Raw genomic sequence first — 23,377 nt, 5'->3', positions numbered from 1 at the left:
AGCTGTCCGTGACGAATCCTTCGCATGATCTCCGTCGACACCATCCTCGTCCCGACCGACGGCAGCCAGGGGGTGGAAGCGACGATCGACCACGCGATCGACCTGGCCCTGACCTACGACGCGGCCGTCCACGCCCTCTACGTCGTCGACCAGGGAACCGGTCTGGCCGACCTCAGTACCGACCAGCGCGAGGAACTGTCAGCACCGTCCGAGCGCCTGGGCCGCGAGGCGACGATCACAGTGACGAACCGGGCCGAGGAGAACGGCCTTGAGGCCGCTCGAGCAGTCCGCGAGGGCGTCGCCCACCGCGAAATTCTCGCCTACGCCGACGAACACGACGCCGACCTGATCACGATGGGGACCCACGGCCGGACCGGTCGCGAACGAGCACGTCTCGGGAGTACGACCGAACGCGTGATCTCGCTCGGTGACGTCCCGGTGCTCTCAGTTCGGCTGTCCGACGAGGCGGTCCCGGCCGCCGGATTCGACCGTATCGTCGTTCCCACGGACGGCAGCGACGCCGCCGAACGCGCCGCCGAGAACGCACTCGAGATCGCACAGCGGTACGACGCCGACGTCCGGGTCGTCTACGTCGTCGATACGACGATCTACAGCCTCGAGGACGCCCCGAGGAGCATCATCGGGTTGCTCACCGAGGGCGGGGAGAACGCGACCGAGACGATCGCAGCGATGGCTCGAGAGCGGGATCTCTCGGTGCGAACCGACGTCCGGCGCGGAGTCCCGGCCGACGAACTGGGCAAGTACGCGACGGCCGCCGACGCGGACCTCGTCGCCATGGGGACCCGTGGACGGGCCGCCGGAGCCGCCAGCGACCGGTTGCTCGGCAGCACGACGGCTCGCGTCCTCGGCAGGTCGACGGTGCCGGTGCTCGCGATCGACTAGTAGCGACTGAAACGATTTACACACCGATCGCAACGCTGCCCTGCGATCGGGTGTGCATTGACGTTCAGGCGCTACGATCGCCTGGCCCTGTAACCTATTTGTCCACCCCTGTGGTGGATCTCCCCACACTCATGTACGATACGATCCTCGTCGCAACAGACGGGAGCGAGCCAGCGAACCGGGCGACCGACCGTGCGATCGATCTCGCGTCGACGTTCGACGCCGATCTCCACGCGATCTACTCGGTCGACACGCGTCGGTACGGCAGTTCGGTGATGGGAGAGTCGAGCGACGTCGTCGCCGACCTCGAGACTCGAGGTGACGAACTCCTCTCGGATATCGCGACGCGAGCGTCGGTCGACGTGACCGAAGCGCTCCGGCGCGGCCGCCCACACGAGGAGATCGGAAGCTACGCCGACGAAATCGATGCCGACCTGATCGTACTCGGCAATCGAGGACTCGGTTCGGGCGGCGAAATCGGTAGCACTGCAGAACGCGTCGTCAGGTACGTCGATCGTCCGGTGATGACTGCCTGACACCGCTGGACATATCAGCGAGGGTGGTGTGAGCTATTTGACGACGTTCGACGTGGATCTCCCTGACCGATGTACGATACGATCCTCGTCCCCACCGACGGAAGCGATCCGGCGAACCGGGCGGTCGAACACGCACTGGAACTCGCGGACCGGTACGATGCCGACGTCCACGCGATGTACTGCGTCGAGACCCACCGGTACGGCGAACCCGCGCTGAGCAGCGCCGAGATCGTCCTCACCAGACTCGAGGAGCAGGGACAGGCGATGCTCGAGGAACTCGGCGACCGCGCGGACAACGTGGGCGTCGATTGTAGCTGGAACGTCTGTCACGGTCGGCCGTGGGAGGAAGTCAGGTCGACAGCCGAGGAGCTGGACGCCGACCTGATCGTGATCGGTTTTCAGGGACAGAGCCACAGGAGAACGGGAAAGATCGGTAGCGTCGCCGAGCGTATCGTCCGGACGGCGGATCGACCGGTATTGACCGCCTGACGGACCGAACCGATGCCATAACGATCCTGCCTCGTCCCGGTTGACTGGGTTATCTGACGACCGTCACCGACATCGGTGCGCGTCGAACGACCTGTTCGGCGACGCTGCCGAGCAGGACCCGTGAGATTCCCGTCCGGCCGTGGCTCCCCACGACGATCCGGTCGACCTCCTCGTCCGTCGCGAACTGGACGATCGCACGGGCGGGCGAGCCGACGAGGAGTTCGGTCGTCAGCGAGACGCCGTGTTCGGCCGCACGGTCGGTCGCCGTCTCGAACAGGGTGTCGGCGATTTCTCCGTCCGCATCGGCAGCGAGTTTGAAGTCGTAAGGGTTGGCGTCAGTCTCGCTGTAAGCCGCCAGTGACGGTTCGACGACGTGTAACGCGGTGACGTCGGCGTCGGGATAGGTCGCGACTGCCCACTCGAGCGCCGCCCGTGCAGGGTCGGAATCGTCGATCGGGACGAGTACGTGCATACGGATTCCTTCGAGAGGCGAACGAATACGGTTTTACTCGAGCCGTCGACCGCGTTCGTCGATTTCGCCGGCGACGACTCGCGTCGAAGAGATCCGCTTCCCGTCCTCGGCGAGTACGTACGGGGCGACGATACCGGTCAGAGGGTCGAACTCGCGCTCGCGGCGTCGCTCGTTTATCTCCTCGAGTGCTGGTGCTGTTTCGGGCGAGACGACCAGTCCGTCGATCGACGGCTCGTCTCTCACGATGGCGTACTCGCTCTCGAGCGGGCGGATCGTAACCGCTCGATCCCAGTCGTCGAGTTCGCCGATCACCTTCGAGACGGTCTCGCGGCGTTCGTCGTACGGCGGGACGGAACGGGAGCGAGTTTCGGTGGCGAACTCGTCGCTCGTCAGCCCAACCACGACGCCGTCGTCCCCGAAGCGAAGTGCGTGTTCGAACAGTTGACGGTGGCCGTCGTGGACCGGGCCGAACGTGCCGGCAACAGCGATCTTCATACCCGGCTCGACGGTCTCGAGGCTCATCAAAGTCGAACCAGCCGGTTCCAGCCCCGAATGCGGAAATCGATGACAGTCACAGCTCCGTTCACGAAAATTCGACGAGAAAAATAATGGAGTGGGGCGTGTATACGAGAATATGGCCTCCGACGTCCCGACCTCGAATGGAACGTTGCTCGTCCCCGTCGCCAACGAGGAGACCGTGGGTCGACAACTCGAGACTGCAGTCGACCTGGCAGCCGATCGGTCCTGGGAGATCCTGTTTCTGTACGTCCTCGAGGTGCCGTCACAGCTCTCCCTCGTCGACGGCCGGCGATACCTGCTCGAGGCAGACGACGAACGGATGCTCGAGAAAGCTGTCGAAGCTGCGAAGGAGCGTGGGGTAGCCGCCGCCAGCCGGATTCGGATCGCCCGCGGGATCGGACGCGGCATCGTCGGTGCCGTCGATGCCTACGACGTCGACGCGGTCCTGCTGGGGTGGCGAGGCCGACCGCCGCGATCGAACGTCGTCCTGGGTGGGTACGTCGATCGGGTTCTCCGGGACGCGGCGTGTGACGTGCTCGTCGAGCGAATACAGACGCCACGTCCGGACGTCGATCGCGTCCTCGTTCCGGTCGTCGGCGGCCCACACGACGAGTTCGCCGCCGACGCAGCCGCCTCCATCGCCCGCGAACGCGAGGCGTCGGTGACGCTGTTGCACGTCCACACACGGTCGGATCCCGAACTCCCGCGAACCGACGCCGAAGCCGTGCTCGCGGCGACGGCCGCCCGGTTCGAGGACGTCCACTCCGTCGATCGAGAACTCCTCGAGGCCGACGACGTCGCTGGAACGATTACTGACTGGACCGTCGACCACGACGTGACCGTACTGGGCGTCTCTCGAGGCGGCTTGATTCAGCGAAACCTCCTCGGAACGATATCGGAAGCGGTCGGCCGACACGCCGCTGGCTCCGTCGTCCTGGCGAGGCGACACGATCCGGTGTCGTCGCGGCTCCGACGGCTCCTGTCGTCGCTTTCGTAGCGGAGACGAGCCGTCGACCCGCTACCGGAGCGTCACCGGGCCCGGCGGGATCGAAGGTACTGGACGAACGTCACGACCGCGCCAGCAAGCGTCGCGAGTTCGTACGGCTGTGCGTGAAACGTCAGGACTGCGGCCGTCACGAGCAACGCACCCGTGATCACTGCGTAGCCGGTTCCCGGGTCACCACCGGCGGGCGTCTCGAGCGGGTCCGTTCTGACGACGAGTTCGCCGCTCTCGAGTTGCCCGAGGACGGCGTCGGCGCGTGCCGGGAGTCCTGCGACGACCGGTGCCGACCGCCTGAGATCCGCCCTGACGTCCTCGAGTAACTGCTCGATTTCGCTCTCGATGAAACCGTGATCGATCAGGAACGATCGTGTGACCGCGATGAAGTCGAACTCGGGATCGAGGCTCCGACAGACCCCTTCTCCGACCGTCCCGGCCCGGACGAGCAACATCACGTTCGGCGGGATCCGGAACGGGAAGTCCTGTAGCCTCGAGAGCAGTTCCGTGATGATCGCCTGCCAGGTGATCTCGGAGCGCCCCTCGAGGTTCTCGATCACCAGTTCGAGCACCCGCCGCGCGGCGACCCGATCGACCGACGGATCGAGCACCTCGAGCGCGATCAGTGTGTTCAACAGGTTGTCCACGTCGCGGCGGACGAGCGCCCGATAGAGGCTCGTGATGTCTTCCTGTTCCTGCGAGGTGAGTCGCTGACTCATCCCGAAGTCGTAGATGACCAGTCGTCCACGGTCCGTCACAGCGAGGTTTCCGGGATGGGGATCCGCGTGGAACACGCCATCGACGAGCCCCATCTTCAGGTACGTGCGTGCGATCAGCGTCGCCATCTCGGTCGCGCCGACGCCGGCCGCCGCGAGTGCCTCGTCGTCCGTGATCTTCCGCCCCTCGACGTACTCCATCGCCACCACGCGTTCGGAACACAGTTCCTCGTAGGGTTCGGGAACGACGATCCGGTCGTCGTCCGCGAAGTTGTCTCGGATCTCGGCCATGATGTCGGCCTCCCGCGCGAAATCCAGTTCCTCGAGGATGATCTCCTCGAAGTCGTCGGCGACGTTCTCGAGCGAGTACTGCTGGCGCTCGTCGGCGAAGACCGCGAGCAACGGGACGAGTCCGCGGATGACCCGCAGGTCGCGTTCGATTACGGAGACGAGTCCCGGACGGCGGACCTTCAGGGCGATCCGGTCGTCCTCGTACTCGACCGTGTAGACGAACGCGAGCGAGCCACCGGCGACGGGTTCGAGCGTCTCGAGGTCGAGACTGTCGGCGAATTCGTCCTCGACGACGGTCAGCGGATCGCCGCCGGCGTCTTCGGGCACCTCGTCCTGTAGCGTCGCGAACTCCTCGACGTACACCGGCGGGACGACGTCCGGCCGGGTCGAGAGCACCTGCCCGACCTTGATGAACGCGGGGCCGAGTTCGAGCATCGTTTCGGTGATTCGCCGGGCGCGGTCGCGATGGACCGACGTCGGCACCCGGCGAGGCGGGCCAAACAGCAGGAAGCGACGGCGATCCCTGAGCAGTGCGATCGCGACGGGGAGAAACCGAAGGAGGACCTGGAGATACCGGAGGTAGTAGCCTCTCATCGCTCGCTCGCGGGGACGCTGGCGATTCGGGAACGCTCCATACATCGTGTTCGAACACCGAACACAAATACGTCAGTGATCCGGCGACGTCCCCGAAACCGGGCAAACCGATCGATAGGTTGAACAGTTTCGCCCCCCTTCGGACAGGTATCGATGGAGTCGGACCGAAGGCGCTACGCTCTCTTGCTCGCCGGCTGTATACTCGTCGCCGCTATCGTCTACCTCGTTTTCGTCCCTCGTTACGTGCTGGCCGACCAGCACTCTCGAGCGGTCCTCTACCTCGGTATCGGCTGGCTCCCCTACACGGGTGCGTTCTACGCGGCCGCGAGACTGTTCTCCTCGCCCGAAGCCCTGCCGAACATGCGCGCCGCCGACGTCGGACTCGGACTCTTTCTCGTCTCCCTGCTGTTGAGTCTCGGACTCGACGCCTGGGGATTCGCTCCCGAACTAGTTCCGGCCGCACACGCGCTTCAAGCGATCGGTGTCTTCGCCGGTCTCGCCCTGTTCGGCTGGGGGATCGGCCGTCGATCGAAGGCGATGTCCGGAACTGACTGACGAGGACGCGAAACGAAAACCTACGACGGAACCGTTCCGTCACCGTCGCCGACGACGAGCACGTCGATACCGCTGTGTCGCATCACCGCGTCGGTGACGCTCCCGAGCATCAGCCGGTTGACTCCGCCTCGTCCTCTCGTCCCCATGACGATCGCGTCTGCGTCTACCTCGTCGGCGTACTCGAGAATTTCCCGGACTGGAACGCCAGCCCGGACTTCCGTCGTCACCTCGAGACCGCGCTCGTCGGCGCGGCGCTCGAGTTCGTCGACGAACTCCGTCGCTCGTTCGGTCAGTGCGTCCGTGGCACTTGCTTCGTCACCAGGTAGCCGAACGGACCCGAGTGGACCAGTTTCGGCGACGCTGACGACGTGAACGGTCGAATCGGTCGTTTCCGCGAGGTCGAACGCCCGTTCCGCCGCGTCTTCGGCGTAGTCGCTCCCGTCGGCCGGAACGAGTATCCGGTCGTACATGTCCCGACTGTATTTCCCGATCATTATAAAGTGACGCGTCGGCAAGTCGGCGGCAAGTGACGGCTAAATACCAGATGGAGAAATATACATCATTACCGTCATTATTGGGGTAAGTCGGGCAAATACGCGTGTCGTCTATTCGCCAGTAGGAACGAGCCGATCCTATCCCCACATATTGACTCTTTATTCGTGCCCCAACCCGTGAATCGAGTAACTATATCTCGATTTTCGTTCCATCGATCGCTCGACCCAGTCGGACCAATAATAATCACCTTTCTGTCATAAACCCAGTATAGAAAAGAAGGTGAAATAGTCTCGACCTCCAGCGTGATTCCAGCGATAGGCAGCGTCTCCCTGGGAACGGGGCGGGATCGGAGAGCGACGCTAGACGACCTCGTCTTCGTGGAGCGCCTCGATTTCGTCGTCGCTGTAGCCGAGGGATTCAAGGACCGCGTCGGTGTGTTCGCCCAGATCCGGCATCGGCTCCTGCTGGTACTCGAGATGCTCGAAGTCGATCGGGTTTTCGACGTAGGGGACCGGCCCGTCCTCGGTCTCGAGTTCTTTCACGAGGTCCAGGTGCTCGGTCTGGGGGTAGTCGAGCACCTCGTCGAGCTGGTTCACGTCGCCCCACGGGATGCCGGCCTCGGCGAACCGCTCGGCCCAGTAATCGCGGGACTTCTCGGCGATGATGGACTCGATCTCCGGCTCGAGGACGTCCCGGTTCTCGACGCGCTTCTCGTTCGCGTCGAACCGCTCGTCGGTCGCGAGTTCCGGGCGCTCTAAGACCTCGGTACACAGCGCCTCCCAGTGAGGTTCGCTGAGGATGGCGAAGTTGATGTACTGATCGTCGGCGGTTTCGTGAGGGCCGTAGGGAGTCAGCAGGTGGTGGCGCATCCCGACACGGTCGGGGGTTTCGTCGTTGTGCCAGTACTTGTGCGGGAAGTAGCCCAGCCACGAGAGCATCCCGCCGAACATCGTGACGTCGATCTCCTGACCGTCGCCCGTGCGCTCGCGGTGGAACAGTGCGAGCAGCGTCGACATCGCGCCGTACATCCCGGCGTTGATGTCACAGATACTCAGTGGAATCTTCGCCGGTGCGTCCGGCGAACCGTTCATCAGGATCAGGCCGGTCTCGCCCTGCATGACCATGTCGTAGGCCTTGCGGTCGCTGTAGGGTCCGTCGCGGCCGTAGCCCGAGACGTTCAGGTAGATGACGTCGTCGTTGATCTCCTTCACGTCCTCGTAGCCGACGTCGAGGCGTTCGACGACGCCGGGCGAGTAGTTCTGGACGACGACGTCTGCCTCTTCGGCGAGGTCGTGGAAGATTTCCTTCCCCTCGTCGCTTTTGAGGTTCAGTTCGACGCTCAGTTTGTTGCGGTCGACCCACGCGTGGGCCGACGAGTCGCCGTAGACGACCGAATCCCAGTGACGGTTGACGTCGCCGACGCCCGGCCGCTCGACCTTGATCACTTCCGCGCCGAAGTCACCGAGTAGCCGGGTACACAGCGGCGCGCTGATCCCGCTCTCGAGGCTAACCACGGTGACGTCGTCCAGCGCCTGCATCTTACTCCTCCGGCTGCGTGCCGATCCCTTCGGGCCAGCCCGGTGGCTGTGCGGCGGAGGGTTCGGCGTGTTCGCGCTTGAGGACCATCGGCGTCCGCTCGAGGCTCAGAACGAGGTCGCCGTCCTGGTTGTACGCCCGGAGTTCGGTCTCGACGATGCCGACGTGGTCGCGGGACTCGAGTTCGCGCTTCGAGAGTACTTCGCTCTCGGCGAAGATCGTGTCGCCGTGGTAGACGGGGTTGTGGTGGCGGATCTTGTCGTAGCCGAGGTTCGCGGTGGCGTTGACGGAGACGTCGATGACGCTCATCCCGACCGCGAGCGCGATGACGAACGTGCCGTCGACGAGGCGCTCGCCGAACTCGGTTTCGGCGGCGTACGCCTCGTTGAAGTGCATCGGGTTGAGGTTCATCGTCACGTTGGTCATCCAGACGTTGTCCGTCTCGGTGACGGTGCGCCCGAACGGGTGTTTGTAGACGTCGCCGACCTCGAAGTCCTCGTAGTAGCGGCCGTGCCAGCCGGAAACGATCTGTTTGTCGGTCGATTCGTCGGATTCGGTCGTGGTGTCGTCGTTGTCTGTCATTGTCGTGTTCAGTAGGAACGTGGGAGGCCAAGAACCTGTTCACCGAGGTAGTTGAGCGCCAGTTGCTGCGTGATCGGCACCAGTCGCGTGAGACGGGCCTCTCGCAGGTAGCGTTCGACGTCGTACTCTTTCGCGATGCCGAAACCGCCGTGGGTCTGGACCGCCGCATCCGCCGCCTGGAACGCCGCGTCTGCGGCGAGGAACTTCGCTGCGTTCGCCTGGGCACCCAGGTCGACCGCATCGTCGGACGCGGCACGATCCGCGGCGTTGTAGGTCAGCTGTTTCGCCGCCTGCAGCCGTGCGTACGCCTCCGCGAGCGGGTGCTGGATCGCCTGATTCGAGCCGATCGGGTTACCGAACACCTCGCGCTCGTTGGCGTAGTCGACCGCCCGCTCGAGGGCGAGTCGTCCCAGTCCGATACACTCGGCGGCGATCACGAGCCGTTCCTCGTTGAGGCCGTCGAGCACCTGGTAGAAGCCGTTACCCTCCTCACCGATGAGGTTCTCGGCGGGGACACGCAGGTCGTCGAACCAGAGTTCGTAGGAGTGGACGAGTTCGCCGGCCGACTTGGGAATCGTCTCCATCTCGAGGGCGCCCTGCTGGACCGCGTCGTCGAGGTCGACGAGGAACATCGAGATGCCTTTCGTCCGTTTCTCGACCTCGTCGCGTGGGGTGGTCCGTGCGACCAGGACGATGTAGTCGGAGACGTCGACCCGCGAAATCCAGATCTTCTGGCCGTTGACGACGTACTCGTCGCCGTCGCGTTCGGCTCGTGTCTCCATCGCCGGGGAGTTCGACCCCGCGTTCGGCTCGGTGAGGCCGAACGCCTGGATCGAGGTCTTCCCCTCGGCGACGCCGGGAAGCAGGTCGTCTTTCATCTCCTCGCTCGCGTACTCCGTAATCGGGACCGAGTTGTAGACGCCGCCGTGGACCGCCTGGGCAGCGCTAAACCCGCCACCGCCGGCGGCGATCTCCTCCATCATGACGACCGTCTCCCGGGTTCCCATGCCGGCACCGCCGTACTCTTCGGGGACGAGGATCCCCATCCAGCCGTGTTCGGTCAGTGTATCGACGAACTCGTGGGGGTATTCGTCTTCCGTTGCCTTCTCTCGCCAGTACTCGGCGTCGAAGTTACTACATATGTCCTGAATATTCCGTTTGACCAGTTGCTGGCTATCGGAGAGACTCACGGCTTCGTCCAGTATTCGCGCCATCAGTTAGGACTCCTATTCCCACAGTAAAAGGGTTTCGTTGTGTGAGCAAATACCACGCCGAACCAGAACGCGACCTCTGTTCCACTATGCAGAACATTTAACCGGAAAATCGTCTACTGTTCGAGTATGACCGGCAACGACCGAGGGCGCACGAAAACCACCGCAACGACGTTTCGGGTGATAGAGGCGCTCTCACAGCGTGGCGGCGGCCGCGTCACCGAACTCGCGGACGAACTCGGCCTCGCCAAGAGCACCGTCCACCGACATCTCTCGACCCTCGAGGACCTCGAGTACGTCGTCAACGAGGGCGGTACCTACCGGCTCGGGTTCCGGTTTCTCGAACTCGGCGAACGAACCCGTACCCGGTCGGAGGCCTACCAGCTTGCCGCACAGAAGGTAGACGACCTCGCGGAAGAGACCGACGAGCGCGCCCAGTTCATCGTCCACGAACACGGGAAAGGCGTCTACGTGTTCCGGGCCACGGGGGAACGTGCCGTCCAGACCGACTCCGAGGTCGGCAAACGAATTCCGTTGCACGCGACGGCCGCCGGGAAAGCGATTCTCGCACACCTGCCACGGGAGCGGGCGTCCGAAATCGTCGATCAGCACGGCCTCGAGGCCGTCACACCCAACACCGTGACCGAGACGGAGGCGCTGTTCGACCAGCTCGAGACGATCCGCGAACGGGGGTACAGCATCAACAACCAGGAGAACATCGAGGGACTACGCGCGGTCGGCGTTCCGGTCCAGTACGGCAACGGGACGGTCATCGGTGCCTTGAGCGTCTCCGGCCCTACCCATCGGTTCAGCGACGAACTGGTCGAGGAGACGCTTCCGACGCTCCTGCTCGGTGCCGCGAACGAACTCGAGCTCAACATTCAGTACTCGTAGCACGCTGTTCCGTATACTCGAACGGCTGTGGAATCACGAAGAACGGACGAAAACGCAGCCTACTCGAGAGATACAGGTAGTAATCCGGTGAGCCCGCAACGAGCGTCGAGATGCATCGAAGCCCGTTTTCGGTCTCACCGGCAGTTACAGATGTACGAGTGTAAAACAGGTGTTCTCTACACCGGAACTTTATATGGTCTCGTAACTTGCCGAAATCAGCCGTCGTTCACCAGACCAAAACGAGAGGGGAACCAGCTAGAGTCGTTCGAGCAACTCCGAAACGTCGTCGACCGAACGCAGCGAGTCCAGGTCGGCGAGTGCGCCCTCGACGTCGACGTCGCCGACCGCGCGGTCGGCACACATCCGGAACTTCTCGTGGAGTTGCTCGATCGAGAGCGGGTCCTCGTGGGTCCCCGGTGGCTGGTCGCGGTTGCGTTCGTAGGTCTCACCGTCCCGCGTCGTGATCTCGACGCGCGCGCCGTTCGAATCGTAGGAACGGTCTTCGTCGACGGCCAGCGAGACGCGTTCGCGAACGCTCTGAACCGTCCGGTCCTCGAGTCGCTCGTCGTCGAACGCCGCCAGTTCGACGTCCCCGTGGACGACGGCGTGAGCGATCAGGTACGGCATCGAAAACTTCGCCTCGAGGCCGGTGTCGGGGTCGTCGTGGTGGAGCGCGTCGGCGGCGCCCTGCGAGGCGAAGACGCCGATCGCGTCGATTTCGTCGGGCGCGACGTCGTGGTCCGCCGCGAGTCCGATCGCCGCGTGGATCGCGGCGTGGGTGTAGTAACAGCAGGGGTAGCGTTTGACGTCGATCCCGTCTTCGACGATCGCCCACTCGGAGCCGGGTTCGACGCGGGTGCCGTCGTCGCCCTCGCCGTCACCACGATAGAGGTCGAAGAAGCCGCGATCGCCGGCGATCGCAGCGGAGTCGGCGGTCGCCCCTTCTGCCGCGAGCAGGGCCGCGGTCGTTCCCGAGCGGGCTGCCTGTCCCGCGTGGATCGGCTTCGTCGCGGAACCGAAGTTTCGCTTGAGTCCCGCCGGCATCGAGGCCGCGATGTTCAGCGCGTGTGCAGTCTCCGCTTTCGAGAGGCCGAGCAGGTTCGCGACGGCTGCTGCGGCGCCGAAGACGCCGACTGTCGACGTCGCGTGCCAGCCGGCCTCGTAGTGGTCGGGGCTGATCGGCTGAGCGACGTGCCACTGGGTTTCGAAGCCGGCGACGAACGCGGTAACGAGATCACTGCCCGACGCCTGCTCTCGTTCGCCGATCGCGAGCAACGGCGCGACCATGGGGACGCTCGGATGGCCGTCCATCACTGCGAGCGCGACGTCGTCGAAGTCGAGCGCGTGCCCTGCAGTCCCGTTTGCGAAGACAGCGTCGGAGAGCGGCCGCGTCTCGTCTCTGCCGAGGACCGTCGTCTCGCCCTCCTCGAGACTCGTCCCGAACGCGGCGTCTGCCGCCGCGGTCGCCGTTCCAGCGAGGGTGACGCCGACGGTGTCGAGTATCGCTCGCTCGGCCAACCGCTGTCCCGAATCGGGGACGTCGTCGCCGGAGAGATCGGCTACGAACGCTGCAAGATCGTCTGCTAGCTGGGGTGTACGTAACTCGCTCACGTTCGCCAGTGTGTGTGCCGTCGACATAAATCATCCGCGTCGTCGGTTCGTGCCGTTCGTCCACCGACACACGGCCCGGTCCAGCGACGGGCGCTCGAACGACAAAGCGCCAGTTCCCTCGAGAACGTCAGCACAGTTCGCTGGGGCCGCCACTCGAGTTCGTACTCGCACCCGACTAATTGGATGAGCTATAGATGAGGGAGGATATAAGACTGGAATAATGACAGCTAGTAAAGTACTTCTCCGTCGCTTCGATCGGATCGATGCCGACAATTGCAAGATTAGTTCGAATATTTGGAGCACACACTCCGATCGACCGATCTTGAAGCCGAATACCGGTTTCGAACGGTAACCGGACGTGATTCGGCCCTCGAGTCGTAGTCGACCCACGCGAACGGATCTGGGACACTGCCGATCGAGTTCGATCCGGCGGGTGGAACGCACTGTCTGCAAAACCTTGCCCCAAGATATCAATTTAGAATGTTGTATGTGGAATAGATAGTAGTTCGATAAACGAACACTGGTTTCGATTGATCGCTCACACGCGGCCTCGATTCGACACCGCAGATTCAGAACGGATTACGAATCGATTTCGAAGACAGAACCAGATTTTTGGTAGTGGGAGGACTATACTCACTACTCATCATGGTCGAGCCCATCGAAAATCTCTCTGCCCTCCAGAACGCCGATCTCGAGCTTACGATCGACGAGATACTCGAACTACTCTCGATTCCGACCGTCCGGACGACGCTTGCCTATCTGTACGATCATCCGGAGACGACGATCGACGAACTCGCGTCGGTCGTCGCCGGCAAGACCGCCATCGACGACGATCGGATCGCGACTGGCCGGGACTACGAGAACGCACACATCAAGCTTCATCACGAGACGCTACCGCGACTCGACGACTACGGACTGCTCGCGTTCGATCCCGACGACGGAACGGTTACCGACGTCGACGTTCCGACCGCGGTGTACACGACTTTGGGTGTTACCGAGTGACTATCGATCGCCTGCAGGACGCCCTCGAGCGCATCGAACGCAAGCGAAAACGACTCGAGGTCTACACGGACGACGACGAACTGGCAGCGGAGCTTCGCACCCAGTTTTCGACCCGGAACGTCGACGTCGTCCGTCGCCAACTGACGGGGTTCGACCAGGGGTTTGCGGTGATCCGGGACGCAGACGAGGTGTTTCGCGGCGCGATCGGATTGAACCGGTTCGACGCGATCCGCTCGCCCGAGATTCATCCACCGTGGTCGCTCGACGCGACCGACGTCGATACCCGCGACCTGTTCGACTTTCTCGAGAACACGTTGTTTGCTTCCTACGACAGGAAACGGATGCTCGCAGCGGCCAGGGAGATCGAGGAGCGAGCGTGGCGCGTCGGCGAGGGACGGCTATACACGGGTTTTCAGCGGGAAGCGGCGTTCGAGGATCAGGCGGACGTGTACGAACGCCTCGGTTCCCGTGGGGCGCTGACGGTGGCGGGATTCGTCGACGACGAAATCGCATCGCCGGTCGAGAACGTGACCGTCGTCACGCCCGACGCCGACGAAATCGGCACGTTCTGGTTCGTGGTCTTCGACGGCGGCGGCAGCGACCTGCAAACGTGTGCGTTACTCGCCCGAGAGAAGCGAGAGAATACCTACGGCGGGTTCTGGACGTACGATCCCGGACTGGTCGACGAACTGCTCGAATATCTCGAGGAGAACTACGACGTTTCAGAGTCGTGAGGTGGCTCGTAAGTCCGTTTCGACTGAATCTCGAGGAATCGACCCGAACTCCAGCGGGACGTTCTCCGACTCGTTCGGCGGCGGGCGGCGTAACTTAAAGACCTCCACAGTTCATCACGAATCACCATTGTGGATCACAGCCCATAGTGTATCATGGGTGTTGGTACCAGTATACAACGACTCGGTCACTTTCTCGAGGCGTGTGACGAGGGGATCGGTACCGTACACGGCGTCGAGTTCGCGGGCCGGATCGATGCGGACACCGGGTCGACGGCCGACGTGGAGCTAACCGTCCCGACGACCGAGAAGGACGCGCTCACTGTCGCAGACGTTACCATCGGCGCCGACGGTCGCCTGCAGTTCGTCCTCGAGACGACCGACCCCGTCGTTCCGGCCGACGACGAACTCGAGGTCGAACCTGCGGCCGCCACCATCGATGCGGAGGGAACGGTGACGGCCTCGATCCGTGCGTCGACGTCGACGGACGGAACGGCTGCCGACGAGCGAGTTGATCGGAGCTCTCGGTCGGAAACGGTCACAGCGAGCGAAGACGAGGCGGCGGACGGAGGGGACCGCGAGGTCCCCCCCTTCAGAGACCCGGAACTGCTGTCCGACGTATACGACTCCTGTGAAACGTTCGCCGAGATGAGCGAGGCGATCGAGATGGACGTCACCGCCGAGACGGTTCGACGGTACATGATCGACTACGGGATTCACGAACCGGACCAGTACGATACCGACGCCGGCGGAGCGACGGCCGGGAACGACGACACGCCCACCCCGGAAACTGGCGACAGGGATCGACCCGAGTCGACCGCAGACGAATCGTCTCCGGTCGTCCTCACCGACGGCCTCGGACTTCCGGAGACGGTTACCGTCGACGGACTCGTCGAGGCAGTGTCACGGTCCAATACGATCTACGAGGTCGAACGGGACGTCGGACTCGAGCGCGAGGAGACGCTCGAACTGTTACGACGACTGGACCTGCTCGAGTTCGTGGTCGGCCGAATTCGCGACGGCTACGAACGCGACGTCGGTCGCGAGGACGTCCTCGAGCGGCTTCGCGAAGCCTCGAGCAAGCAGCCGTAACGTCTCGTTTTCCCGCCGGGACGGTCCGGACCAACACCGACGCTTAAGAGTGTGGGCCTCGTTACCGTACGAGATAGCACACCACACGATGGCACTCATCACGGAGGTCCGGTTCGCTCACGCGGACGGCGCACTCGCCGACACGCTCGCTGCGGGTCCAGACCTGACTGTCCGTATCGTCGGGGACCGAAGTACGACACCGGACCGGAACGGCTACGTCTTCCGATTCGACGGCGCGAGTCCCGGCACGATACGGTCGCTCCTCGAGACCGATCACACGGTTCGTCACGTCGAACCGGTCCCGGCCGTCGACGACGGACGGCTGTGGCGAATCGAGTTCGCCCCGGAGACGAAGCTACTTGCACCGTGTGTTACAGAGGAAGGCGGATTCGTACTGGACGCACGGAGTGCAGTGGCTCCGCAGGTGCCACGCGGATGGCGCGAACGATGGTTCTTCCCCGACGAAAACGGGATGTACGAGGTCTGGCAGCGGGCACGAACACAGGGATTCGAGTTCGAGGTGCTCGACCTCACCCAGCAGCTACAGTCGGAGGCCGACGTCGACCCGGACCCGCTTACCGACCAGCAACGGACCGCGCTGGTGACGGCCTACGAGCACGGCTACTTCGAGGAACCTCGCGAGACCTCGCTCGAGGAACTGGCCGAGATACTGGAGGTGTCACCGTCGGCCGTCAACGGCCGACTCAGGCGCGGCCTGAAAGCCCTGGTCGAGACGGCACTCGTCGTCGACGGCCCCGAAGACACGACGTCGCGACTCCAGAAACGAAACGTCCCAATACGACAATGATCTCGACGCGAGTCTACGTCGAACACCCGGACCTGGCGCTTGCCCACGCTATCCGTTCGCTTCCCGAAGCCGAGATCAGCGTCGTCTCCGACGTGGGTACCGATCCCCGACACAGCGTCTACTACTTCCGAATCGAGGCAGCCGACTTCGACGCAGTCGAATCGACGCTCGAGGCCGACCACACGGTCGCCGAGTTCTCCCCCGTTATCGAACGTGCGGGCGAGCGAACCTACCGGATCGAGTACAGCGACGACGCGAAACTGATCACGCCACAGATCAGCGAGCGCGGCGGGCTCACCCTCGAGTCACGGAGTTACCTGAACGGGTGGCTGCTGCAGTTGCAACTCGAGGACCACGACGCACTGTACGACCTCGACGAGTACGCCCGCGAGGAAGGACTCCGGTTCGACGTCCTCGAGATCACGCAGAACGACGAACTCGAGGACCGATCCGAGTTCGGGTTGACGCCATCCCAGACCGAGGCGCTAGTCGCGGCCTACAGGCACGGCTACTACGACGAACCCCGCGAAAGCTCGGTCGAGGAACTGGCGGACCTGCTCGAGGTCTCCAGGACGGCGGTCAGTGGCCGACTCAGGCGCGGGTCGGCCGAACTGATCGAGGAATTTCTCGTCGACGAGAGTCGTGACTGACGCGCCCGTCACTCGCTCGAGGGCGCTGCCGGCCGCCCGCTCCGTCGATCCGACTGGATGAGTGCGATGCCGACGAGTACCAGCGTTCCGCCGACGACGATTCCGGGCGAGAGCCGCTCGCCGAGGATCACGACGCCGAGGACGACGGTGACGACCGGTTCGGCCGTCGAGACGATACTCGCGCGATCGGCTTCGACGAACCGGAGTCCGTTGACGAACAGCAGGATTGGAACGACCGTGCCGACGATCGCTAATCCGACGATCACCGCCCACTGACGCGCCGTTTCGGGGACGAACAGCGTCCTTGAGACCGAACCATACGCGAGAAAACAGATGCCTGTGGTCGCGATGGCGGCCGTAGCGAGCCGATCGGCACCCACGTCTCCCACCGCGACGCGACTTCCCGTCGTGTAGACGGCGTAGGCCATCGCCGCGACGGTGACGAGCACCAGCCCTCGTGGGTCGACGCGTGTCGTATCGAGTCCGACGATCGTCGCGACGCCGGCGATCGCGAGCACGAGCGCAACGAATTTCCCCGGACGCAACCGTTCGTCGAGGAGCGTGGTGGCGATGAGGAAGACGTAGACCGGATACGTGTACAGCGTGATCGTCGCGATTCCGGCGGGAACGTACAGCAGCCCCCAGAAGAACGCGGCGGTCAGCGCCGCGTACGCGACGCCGAGTCCCGCCATGGTCCCGAATTGGCGGCCGGACGGCAGACCGAGTTCCCCGCGGTACTCGAGATACCCCAGTAACAGTGCCGTCGCGAGGACGAACCGAAACGTCAGTAACGTCGGGTTGTTGAGACCTGCCTCCGTCGCGAGTTTACCGAAGATCGCGATCGTCCCGAATCCGATAGCTGCCAGCAGGACGAATACCACGCCGATCGTCCGACGATCGATGGTCGAGATCGGAAGTCCCGTCGAAGCCATATCGACTACCGTGGAGCCGGCGGTTTCCGCCAGAGACGGCCGTCGGCACTGCTCGAGCGAGTCGGGAACGGGTCGGCGACGACCGTCACCGACCGGGACGGCGGTCGGCGGGAGACGGACATACCTGTTGTTGTCAGGGTCAGCCACCAAAAATCCCCGTCTGCTGGCCCCGTTCGAAGAGCTTTGTGTGTCGGGATCGAACGCCAGTGTACATGGGCTACAGCTACACCGGCGACGCACACGACCTCCTGTTCGAGGCCTACGGAGCCGACGCCGAGCCCTTCCCGACGGGACAGGCGATGAACTTCCCGCCGGTAGAGCAACGGCGAGCGGAGCTACGACTGCTCAGACGACTCCTGTTTCCCAGGTGCTGGAACGCGCCCGCCCTGCTCGAGGACGCGTCGGCGGTCGGCGAGCTCCTGTCGGAACTGGGATCGCTCTACTGTGGCGGACTCGAGCCCTATACGGACGCCGATCCGACGGCGGTCGTCGATCACGTCCTCGATCGACTGCCGGAACTGCGGGCGACGCTGAAGAAAGACGTCGAGGCAGCCTACAAGGGCGATCCTGCTGCGAAGTCCTACGTCGAGGTGATCCGGTCGTATCCGGGGTTCCAGGCGATCATGATGCAGCGGGTCGCGCACGTGCTGTACGAGGCCGGCGAACCCGAGTACGCGAGGGAACTGACCGAATACGCGAAGACGGTGACGGGGATCGACGTCCATCCTGGCGCGGAGATCGGCGACTACTTCTTCGTCGATCACGGCACCGGCGTCGTCGTCGGCGAGACGGCGACGATCGGCGACTGGGTCCGACTCTACCAGGACGTGACGCTCGGCGCACTCCACTTCGAAGAAGAAGAGGACAACGAGCAGATGCTAAAGAAGGGGTACAAACGCCACCCGGACATCGGCGACCACGTCGTCATCGGCGCCGGCACGAAGGTACTCGGGGCGATCACCGTCGGCGACCACGTCAGCATCGGCGCGAACTCGTGGGTGACCGAGGACGTCCCGGCGAACACGAGCGTGTTTATCTCCGATCACCCCGAGCAGGAACGAAAACCCAACGAGTGAGCTATCCGTACTGCGTCAACGTCTCCGACCGCCACGACTCGAGATCCGGCACCTGATTGAACGCGTAGACGTGGACGCCGCGAATGTCGTAGTAGGGATCCGTGGCGTAGGGAGCCAGTCCCTGGACGAGTTCGTCGGGGACGTAGGTTCCTCTCGAGCCGACGAGTTCCCGAATGAATCCGATGACGCCACTTGTCTTCTGCAGGAACCGAATCGAGTCCCCGACGCCGACCTTCTTCGAGATGTTCAGCAACCGCTGGTACTTCATCACGCCCGGAATGCCGACCTCGACCGGTAACTCGACGCCACGGTCGCGGATTTCGCCGATCCACTCGAGGATGGTCTCGGCGTCGTAACACAGCTGTGTCACGATATAGGTGGCGTAGGGCTCTTTCTTCGCCATCGACTCGGCCAGCACCTCCTCGTCGAGGAACTCGTGACCTTCCGGATAGCCGGTGATCCCGACCTCCTCGAACTCGTACTCGAGGTCCTCGAGCGCCGAGAGCAATTCGTACGCGGAGGTGAACTCGCCGACCGGTTCCTCTCGGTCCCCGCCCGGAACGAAGATGTCCGTCACCCCTGCGTCGGTGAGCCGTCCTGCGATCTCTTCGAGGTGATCTTCGTCGCGGACGTAGCGTGCTGCGATGTGTGGCACGACCTCGAATCCCCGATCTGTCGCCCGTTCGCTCCAGTCGATCGTCGCCTCGAGGCCGAGCGTCGGCGAGGTGGTGATCGCGACCTCCGACCCGTCGGGCAGGTGCTCGAGCTGTTCGTCCATGCTCTCGAACGGCATCAGTTCGAAGCGTGGCTGCTCGAGTAGCTCCACGATGCCTTCGGCCATCTCCGCGGTCTGTATTTCCGATGCCATCAGCCGAGTCCTCCAATTGGTCCGGTCGGCCGCCGCGTTCGAACGAAACTCGTCACTCGAGCCTTACGTCCGTATCGATCGGCGCTGCCAGCGTCCGTCGAATCGGTTTCACGCACGGCGATCCCGGTCACGGCTCACTCCGAGGCTTCCTCCCTTGCGTTTAGTTTGGCCTGTTCGCGGGCGCTCGGGTTGACGGAGGGTTTGAACGGCACCTCCGAGACCTTTGCGTAGACGGGTTCGCCCGGTTCTTCGGCGTACTCGTCGGGCAGATGGACCTGGAACTCCGTCTCGATGTCGCCGTCGTAGACGTCCATTGGGTCGCCGTCGAGTTTCTCGGCCGGGACGAACGCCAGCGCGAGGTTCGTCTCGAGTTCGGGGTTGTACCACGGCGAGGTGACGTAGCCACACTTCTCGCCGGTGTCGGGATCGGAGACGAGCCAGAAGTCCGGCGCGTAGTCGCGGACCGGCCCGCCGGCCATCTTGAGGCCGACCATCTTGTGGACGAACGGGTAGTCGCCGTTCTCGATCTGTTCTCGCTGGCGCTCGAGTTCTTCCTTGCCGACGTAGTCGGCGTCCTTGTCGTCGGGCACCTGGTAGCTGAGGTTGACCTGGAACGGCGACGTCTCGTGGTCCATGTCCTGACCCCACGAGAGGATGCCGGCGGCGATGCGGCGGTGGTGTGCCGGCGCGACCTGCATCCCGCCGTGATCCCGGACGGACTCGAGGACGGGGTCCCAGACGCGTTCGGCGTTCTTCGAGGCCTCTTTGACGTAGATTTCGAAGCCCTTCTCGCCGGAGAAGCCGGTCTGACTCACGAGCACTGGCACGCCGCCGATCTCGGTTTCCATCAGGCCGTAGTAGGGGATGTCTTTCACCTCCTCGCCGACTATTTCGACCATCACGTCGACCGACTTCGGTCCCTGAATCTGCATCGGTGCGACGTCGATTTCGTCGATCTCGACGTCGAAGTTCTGTCCGACGTTGATGCCCTGGAGCCACTGCATCAGCGTCGAGTCCGAGATGGAGAACCAGAACTCGTTTTCGCCCGGTCGCAACAGGACGGGATCGTTGAGGATGCCGCCGTCCTCGTTACAGAGGATGACGTACTTGCCGTGCATCGGTTCGATCTCGGTCGCGTCGCGGGTGATGACGTAGTTCGTCAGCGCCTCGGCGTCGGGACCTTTCACGCGGATCTGGCGTTCGACGGCGACGTCCCACAGGGTGACGTGGTTGACCAGCGCGTCGTACTCCTCCATCATCCCGCCTTCTTCGGGCTTCAGCATCCCGCGTGGGTGGTAGATTCGGTTGTAGACCGTCGCTCGCCACGCGCCGTTCTCGACGAAGGACTTGTGGAAGAACGGCGACTTGCGGACCCGCGTCGAGACGAGCATCTCGATCCCCGGATCGCCGGACTGTCGCAGGTTTCTCGGGAGCGTCCGATCCGACTGATCGACGCTCGGATAGTTCGGATGTTCCTGGTGTTCCGTCTCTGGTGGTTCACTGCCAGACATTACCATTCAGGTGTCCGGGAGCGCACATAAAAGTAGGAGTCAGGCAAGAGTCTGCCGGGAGCTAATCCGAGGATAGAAGCACTTTACGGACTCTAAAGGCCAAAAATTCGCTCCAGAAAGCTACGACGTGGCTGCCCGACTATAACTGGCAGTATACGGATGTGTTGTGGAGTTCGTGACGAGCGAGAGATAACTGTAGCTCACCCGGTGGACGACAGTGCATTGATACCGCCACCCATATTCGTTCTCGACGACGCCCGGTCTACTCACGCCCGGGCTACACTGGTGACCGACATGACCTCCAATTCATACGATAGGACCGGTGGTGACGTCCCGTGACCCACGTCATCGATGGCAACGACGTGGCGAGTCGAATCGAGAACGACCTCGAGGACTGTCTCGAGACGCTCGAGTCTGCAGGCGTCACGCCGGGGCTCGCGACAGTGTTGATGAGCGACGACGCCGCGAGCGAGACCTACGTCTCGATGAAACAGGAGGCGTGTGACGAAATCGGTATCGGAGGGTTTCACCGGGAACTGGATCCCAACGCACCCGCCGAGAAGCTACGCGAGACCGTCGAAGATCTGAACGACGACCCTCGAGTCCACGGCATCCTCGTCCAGATGCCGACACCGAATCACGTCGACAGCCGTCGGGTACTCCGGAATATCGATCCTCGCAAGGACATCGACGGCTTCCACCCCGAGAACGTCGGTCGACTCGTCGCCGGAAATCCGCGGTACAAACCCTGCACGCCCCACGGTATCCAGAAACTGCTCGAGTCGGCCGACGTCGATTCGGCGGGGAAAGACGTCGTCATCGTGGGCCGTTCCGATATCGTCGGCAAGCCGATGGCGAACCTGCTGATCCAGAACGCTCCCGGCGGCAACGCGACGGTGACGGTCTGCCATTCGCGGACGGAGGATCTCGCCGAGAAGACCCGGGGAGCGGACATCGTGATCGCGGCCGCCGGCGTCGCCGAACTCGTCGACGGGTCGATGATCCGCGAGGGAGCGACCGTGATCGACGTCGGCGTCAACCGCCTCGAAGCGGAGACGGAGCGGGGATACGACCTCGTCGGCGACGTCGAGTTCGAGAGCGCGAAGGAAAAAGCAGCCGTCATCACGCCCGTTCCCGGTGGCGTCGGCCCGATGACGATCGCGATGTTGCTGTACAACACGATCGACGCGGCGAGCGTCCAGGAGGACGTGCCGATCGATCTGCCGTGAATCGCCGCCACTCGAGACCCCACCGACTGCCACCAGCCCGAACGACCTCCTGCGAGCACCACCGTTCCAGTATCGAGCAGCATCGATCTGACCGATCAAACCGTCGTCGCTCCTGTGTTGTGGCAACCTCGAAATGACAAGTATATTGGGGGACGTGATTCGCGTACCGATATGCCGAACACAACTACATCGGGCGGTATCCTTCCGACAGTCGGCCCAGAAAGCTAGAACCGGTCCTGAAAGTCGCGACCAGCGGTGTGGTTCACCGATCAGGGATCGTGATCCGAGCGCTCGAGTGGAGGACGTCGTCAGGAATGCGCAGGTCACCGGCTGATTTTCGGCACCGTAGAGTGGAATTTGGTAAATAGCCTCTCGAAATTCTTAACCCACACTGGTTCAAACGTTGGACTGAATGAGTGCCGAAACAGACCCTACCGATCGAACGGATGACGAATTCATCAACTACATGCCTGCGATGCCGAATTTGTCCGACGAACCGGGCCTCCTCGGGCGACTCCTCGGCGCGTTCCGCCGGGGCCGATAACGCGACCTCCGACCGGTTTCGGGACCTATCTTTTTGACTGCTCGTGGTAACGTAGACGTATGCGCCCGTTCGACGGCGGTGTCCCCTACTGCAAACGCTGCGGGTACGAACTCGAGGGTGGTGAAGAGGGATGTCCTCACTGTGGGTTCAACCCTCGACAGATGGGACTTCGCGTCTCGATGGTGTTGTTGTTGATCGTCGTCGGTTCGATGACTGTGGTTATGATTACGACACCAGTCTGGCCGGCGTTTGGACCGTATCTCGTCGGGATTACCGCGATTTCGTTCGGTCTCGCCGTCGTGACGTTCGTCGTTTCGTTTCTCGCGACACCATCTCGACTCGGCTCTCTCTTCGCCCGATTTTGAGCGTAGTGGTCGAACGCGACTATCCGTACCGCTCTTCCCGGTAAAATAATCAGTTAGTTTACCAAAACTATATACGGAGTTGCAGGGAATCCACGGAATGTGATTGGTAGCGCATGTCGCTCGTGACATGTTTACATGGGAGGCTGCCATAGAGGTCAGTCGGGTGGT

Annotated in this window: 26 protein-coding genes; 15 read left to right on the top strand and 11 right to left on the bottom strand. The window is 63.1% G+C overall.

Annotated elements, in window-relative coordinates; translation table 11 throughout:
• Positions 1-24: 24 nt before the first annotated feature.
• From BLR35_RS05835 to BLR35_RS05825, 3 genes are all read left to right on the top strand, one after another.
• On the top strand, positions 25-903 hold the full coding sequence (locus BLR35_RS05835; RefSeq protein WP_090378710.1) for a universal stress protein: 879 nt from the start codon (positions 25-27) through the stop codon (positions 901-903).
• Positions 904-1,034: 131 nt separating this feature from the next.
• On the top strand, positions 1,035-1,439 hold the full coding sequence (locus tag BLR35_RS05830; RefSeq protein WP_090379724.1) for a universal stress protein: 405 nt from the start codon (positions 1,035-1,037) through the stop codon (positions 1,437-1,439).
• Positions 1,440-1,508: 69 nt separating this feature from the next.
• Complete coding sequence (locus tag BLR35_RS05825) at positions 1,509-1,928, top strand: universal stress protein (protein WP_090378707.1); 420 nt, start codon at positions 1,509-1,511, stop codon at positions 1,926-1,928.
• A 49-nt stretch (positions 1,929-1,977) separates the two neighbouring features.
• Here the strand turns inward: BLR35_RS05825 and BLR35_RS05820 are convergent, their stop codons facing one another.
• Both BLR35_RS05820 and BLR35_RS05815 read right to left on the bottom strand, forming a co-directional pair.
• The gene (locus tag BLR35_RS05820) at positions 1,978-2,400 is read right to left on the bottom strand and encodes a universal stress protein (protein WP_090378704.1); all 423 of its coding nucleotides are present in this window, start codon (positions 2,398-2,400) and stop codon (positions 1,978-1,980) included.
• A gap of 33 nt (positions 2,401-2,433) precedes the next feature.
• Positions 2,434-2,895 (bottom strand): phosphopantetheine adenylyltransferase, encoded by a 462-nt coding sequence (locus BLR35_RS05815; RefSeq protein WP_090379721.1) that lies wholly within the window; start codon positions 2,893-2,895, stop codon positions 2,434-2,436.
• Positions 2,896-3,034: 139 nt separating this feature from the next.
• Between BLR35_RS05815 and BLR35_RS05810 the strand changes: the two genes are divergently transcribed.
• On the top strand, positions 3,035-3,916 hold the full coding sequence (locus tag BLR35_RS05810; RefSeq protein ID WP_090378701.1) for a universal stress protein: 882 nt from the start codon (positions 3,035-3,037) through the stop codon (positions 3,914-3,916).
• A 32-nt stretch (positions 3,917-3,948) separates the two neighbouring features.
• Here BLR35_RS05810 and BLR35_RS05805 read toward each other — a convergent pair whose 3' ends face one another.
• Complete coding sequence (locus tag BLR35_RS05805) at positions 3,949-5,517, bottom strand: ABC1 kinase family protein (RefSeq protein ID WP_090379718.1); 1,569 nt, start codon at positions 5,515-5,517, stop codon at positions 3,949-3,951.
• 153 nt (positions 5,518-5,670) lie between these two features.
• On the opposite strand from BLR35_RS05805, the gene BLR35_RS05800 reads away from it, so the two are divergent.
• The gene (locus tag BLR35_RS05800; protein ID WP_090378698.1) at positions 5,671-6,072 is read left to right on the top strand and encodes a hypothetical protein; all 402 of its coding nucleotides are present in this window, start codon (positions 5,671-5,673) and stop codon (positions 6,070-6,072) included.
• A gap of 20 nt (positions 6,073-6,092) precedes the next feature.
• Here BLR35_RS05800 and BLR35_RS05795 read toward each other — a convergent pair whose 3' ends face one another.
• From BLR35_RS05795 to BLR35_RS05780, 4 genes are all read right to left on the bottom strand, one after another.
• A complete protein-coding gene (locus tag BLR35_RS05795) occupies positions 6,093-6,542 on the bottom strand; it encodes a universal stress protein (protein ID WP_090378694.1) in 450 nt (149 codons plus the stop codon).
• Positions 6,543-6,926: 384 nt separating this feature from the next.
• Positions 6,927-8,105, bottom strand: a complete 1,179-nt coding sequence (locus tag BLR35_RS05790) for a CaiB/BaiF CoA transferase family protein (RefSeq protein WP_090378691.1) — start codon at positions 8,103-8,105, stop codon at positions 6,927-6,929.
• Position 8,106: 1 nt separating this feature from the next.
• Positions 8,107-8,685 (bottom strand): MaoC family dehydratase, encoded by a 579-nt coding sequence (locus tag BLR35_RS05785; RefSeq protein WP_090378688.1) that lies wholly within the window; start codon positions 8,683-8,685, stop codon positions 8,107-8,109.
• Between the two features lie 8 nt (positions 8,686-8,693).
• Entirely contained in the window at positions 8,694-9,899 is a 1,206-nt protein-coding gene (locus tag BLR35_RS05780; RefSeq protein WP_090378685.1) for an acyl-CoA dehydrogenase family protein, read from the bottom strand.
• Positions 9,900-10,025: 126 nt separating this feature from the next.
• Here BLR35_RS05780 and BLR35_RS05775 point away from each other — a divergent pair, with 126 nt between their 5' ends.
• Positions 10,026-10,790 carry an IclR family transcriptional regulator gene (locus BLR35_RS05775; protein WP_090378682.1) on the top strand — a complete coding sequence of 255 codons (765 nt, stop codon included), beginning with the start codon at positions 10,026-10,028 and terminating at the stop codon, positions 10,788-10,790.
• 255 nt (positions 10,791-11,045) lie between these two features.
• On the opposite strand, the gene BLR35_RS05770 is transcribed toward BLR35_RS05775, so the two are convergent.
• Positions 11,046-12,401, bottom strand: coding sequence for an MmgE/PrpD family protein (locus BLR35_RS05770; RefSeq protein WP_244510191.1), 1,356 nt, complete (start codon positions 12,399-12,401; stop codon positions 11,046-11,048).
• 645 nt (positions 12,402-13,046) lie between these two features.
• On the opposite strand from BLR35_RS05770, the gene BLR35_RS05765 reads away from it, so the two are divergent.
• The 5 genes from BLR35_RS05765 to BLR35_RS05745 all read left to right on the top strand — a co-directional run bounded on the left by BLR35_RS05765 (position 13,047) and on the right by BLR35_RS05745 (position 16,684).
• The gene (locus BLR35_RS05765; RefSeq protein WP_090378676.1) at positions 13,047-13,403 is read left to right on the top strand and encodes a DUF7344 domain-containing protein; all 357 of its coding nucleotides are present in this window, start codon (positions 13,047-13,049) and stop codon (positions 13,401-13,403) included.
• The gene (locus BLR35_RS05760) at positions 13,400-14,137 is read left to right on the top strand and encodes a DICT sensory domain-containing protein (protein WP_090378673.1); all 738 of its coding nucleotides are present in this window, start codon (positions 13,400-13,402) and stop codon (positions 14,135-14,137) included. Before BLR35_RS05765 ends, BLR35_RS05760 begins: the two co-directional genes overlap by 4 nt.
• Positions 14,138-14,290: 153 nt before the next feature.
• Complete coding sequence (locus tag BLR35_RS05755) at positions 14,291-15,226, top strand: DUF8073 domain-containing protein (RefSeq protein WP_090378670.1); 936 nt, start codon at positions 14,291-14,293, stop codon at positions 15,224-15,226.
• An 88-nt stretch (positions 15,227-15,314) separates the two neighbouring features.
• Entirely contained in the window at positions 15,315-16,034 is a 720-nt protein-coding gene (locus tag BLR35_RS05750; RefSeq protein WP_090378666.1) for a helix-turn-helix domain-containing protein, read from the top strand.
• Positions 16,031-16,684 (top strand): helix-turn-helix domain-containing protein, encoded by a 654-nt coding sequence (locus BLR35_RS05745; RefSeq protein WP_090378663.1) that lies wholly within the window; start codon positions 16,031-16,033, stop codon positions 16,682-16,684. The genes BLR35_RS05750 and BLR35_RS05745 overlap by 4 nt, the downstream gene beginning before the upstream one ends.
• Positions 16,685-16,692: 8 nt before the next feature.
• Here BLR35_RS05745 and BLR35_RS05740 read toward each other — a convergent pair whose 3' ends face one another.
• Positions 16,693-17,616 (bottom strand): DMT family transporter, encoded by a 924-nt coding sequence (locus tag BLR35_RS05740; protein ID WP_090378659.1) that lies wholly within the window; start codon positions 17,614-17,616, stop codon positions 16,693-16,695.
• A 212-nt stretch (positions 17,617-17,828) separates the two neighbouring features.
• Here BLR35_RS05740 and epsC point away from each other — a divergent pair, with 212 nt between their 5' ends.
• Positions 17,829-18,692, top strand: a complete 864-nt coding sequence (epsC, locus tag BLR35_RS05735) for a serine O-acetyltransferase EpsC (RefSeq protein WP_090378656.1) — start codon at positions 17,829-17,831, stop codon at positions 18,690-18,692.
• 1 nt (position 18,693) lies between these two features.
• Here epsC and BLR35_RS05730 read toward each other — a convergent pair whose 3' ends face one another.
• Positions 18,694-19,560 carry a methylenetetrahydrofolate reductase gene (locus tag BLR35_RS05730; RefSeq protein ID WP_090378653.1) on the bottom strand — a complete coding sequence of 289 codons (867 nt, stop codon included), beginning with the start codon at positions 19,558-19,560 and terminating at the stop codon, positions 18,694-18,696.
• 134 nt (positions 19,561-19,694) lie between these two features.
• Positions 19,695-21,071: an aminomethyltransferase family protein gene (locus BLR35_RS05725; RefSeq protein ID WP_090378651.1), complete on the bottom strand. Its 1,377-nt coding sequence runs from the start codon at positions 21,069-21,071 to the stop codon at positions 19,695-19,697.
• A gap of 335 nt (positions 21,072-21,406) precedes the next feature.
• Here BLR35_RS05725 and BLR35_RS05720 point away from each other — a divergent pair, with 335 nt between their 5' ends.
• From BLR35_RS05720 to BLR35_RS05715, 3 genes are all read left to right on the top strand, one after another.
• On the top strand, positions 21,407-22,300 hold the full coding sequence (locus tag BLR35_RS05720; protein WP_090378647.1) for a tetrahydrofolate dehydrogenase/cyclohydrolase catalytic domain-containing protein: 894 nt from the start codon (positions 21,407-21,409) through the stop codon (positions 22,298-22,300).
• A gap of 412 nt (positions 22,301-22,712) precedes the next feature.
• A complete protein-coding gene (locus tag BLR35_RS21090; protein WP_280139354.1) occupies positions 22,713-22,844 on the top strand; it encodes a hypothetical protein in 132 nt (43 codons plus the stop codon).
• 59 nt (positions 22,845-22,903) lie between these two features.
• Positions 22,904-23,209 (top strand): hypothetical protein, encoded by a 306-nt coding sequence (locus tag BLR35_RS05715; RefSeq protein WP_090378644.1) that lies wholly within the window; start codon positions 22,904-22,906, stop codon positions 23,207-23,209.
• Positions 23,210-23,377: the final 168 nt, after the last annotated feature.

It is taken from the genome of Natronobacterium texcoconense (assembly GCF_900104065.1).
Lineage (GTDB): Archaea > Halobacteriota > Halobacteria > Halobacteriales > Natrialbaceae > Natronobacterium > Natronobacterium texcoconense.
The sequence above is the reverse complement of the archived record's forward strand: the minus strand, read 5'-3'. Positions and strand labels throughout refer to the sequence as shown.

Coding starts and splice junctions, on each gene's coding strand:
- BLR35_RS05715 (WP_090378644.1), top strand. CDS start 22,904: ATGCGCCCGTTCGACGGCGGTGTCCCCTACTGCAAACGCTGCGGGTAC.
- BLR35_RS05795 (WP_090378694.1), bottom strand. CDS start 6,542: ATGTACGACCGGATACTCGTTCCGGCCGACGGGAGCGACTACGCCGAA.
- BLR35_RS05730 (WP_090378653.1), bottom strand. CDS start 19,560: ATGGCATCGGAAATACAGACCGCGGAGATGGCCGAAGGCATCGTGGAG.
- BLR35_RS05790 (WP_090378691.1), bottom strand. CDS start 8,105: ATGCAGGCGCTGGACGACGTCACCGTGGTTAGCCTCGAGAGCGGGATC.
- BLR35_RS05835 (WP_090378710.1), top strand. CDS start 25: ATGATCTCCGTCGACACCATCCTCGTCCCGACCGACGGCAGCCAGGGG.
- BLR35_RS05780 (WP_090378685.1), bottom strand. CDS start 9,899: ATGGCGCGAATACTGGACGAAGCCGTGAGTCTCTCCGATAGCCAGCAA.
- BLR35_RS05745 (WP_090378663.1), top strand. CDS start 16,031: ATGATCTCGACGCGAGTCTACGTCGAACACCCGGACCTGGCGCTTGCC.
- epsC (WP_090378656.1), top strand. CDS start 17,829: ATGGGCTACAGCTACACCGGCGACGCACACGACCTCCTGTTCGAGGCC.
- BLR35_RS05775 (WP_090378682.1), top strand. CDS start 10,026: ATGACCGGCAACGACCGAGGGCGCACGAAAACCACCGCAACGACGTTT.
- BLR35_RS05805 (WP_090379718.1), bottom strand. CDS start 5,517: ATGAGAGGCTACTACCTCCGGTATCTCCAGGTCCTCCTTCGGTTTCTC.
- BLR35_RS05820 (WP_090378704.1), bottom strand. CDS start 2,400: ATGCACGTACTCGTCCCGATCGACGATTCCGACCCTGCACGGGCGGCG.
- BLR35_RS05830 (WP_090379724.1), top strand. CDS start 1,035: ATGTACGATACGATCCTCGTCGCAACAGACGGGAGCGAGCCAGCGAAC.
- BLR35_RS21090 (WP_280139354.1), top strand. CDS start 22,713: ATGAGTGCCGAAACAGACCCTACCGATCGAACGGATGACGAATTCATC.
- BLR35_RS05750 (WP_090378666.1), top strand. CDS start 15,315: ATGGCACTCATCACGGAGGTCCGGTTCGCTCACGCGGACGGCGCACTC.
- BLR35_RS05800 (WP_090378698.1), top strand. CDS start 5,671: ATGGAGTCGGACCGAAGGCGCTACGCTCTCTTGCTCGCCGGCTGTATA.
- BLR35_RS05755 (WP_090378670.1), top strand. CDS start 14,291: ATGGGTGTTGGTACCAGTATACAACGACTCGGTCACTTTCTCGAGGCG.
- BLR35_RS05765 (WP_090378676.1), top strand. CDS start 13,047: ATGGTCGAGCCCATCGAAAATCTCTCTGCCCTCCAGAACGCCGATCTC.
- BLR35_RS05815 (WP_090379721.1), bottom strand. CDS start 2,895: ATGAAGATCGCTGTTGCCGGCACGTTCGGCCCGGTCCACGACGGCCAC.
- BLR35_RS05785 (WP_090378688.1), bottom strand. CDS start 8,685: ATGACAGACAACGACGACACCACGACCGAATCCGACGAATCGACCGAC.
- BLR35_RS05825 (WP_090378707.1), top strand. CDS start 1,509: ATGTACGATACGATCCTCGTCCCCACCGACGGAAGCGATCCGGCGAAC.
- BLR35_RS05740 (WP_090378659.1), bottom strand. CDS start 17,616: ATGGCTTCGACGGGACTTCCGATCTCGACCATCGATCGTCGGACGATC.
- BLR35_RS05810 (WP_090378701.1), top strand. CDS start 3,035: ATGGCCTCCGACGTCCCGACCTCGAATGGAACGTTGCTCGTCCCCGTC.
- BLR35_RS05725 (WP_090378651.1), bottom strand. CDS start 21,071: ATGTCTGGCAGTGAACCACCAGAGACGGAACACCAGGAACATCCGAAC.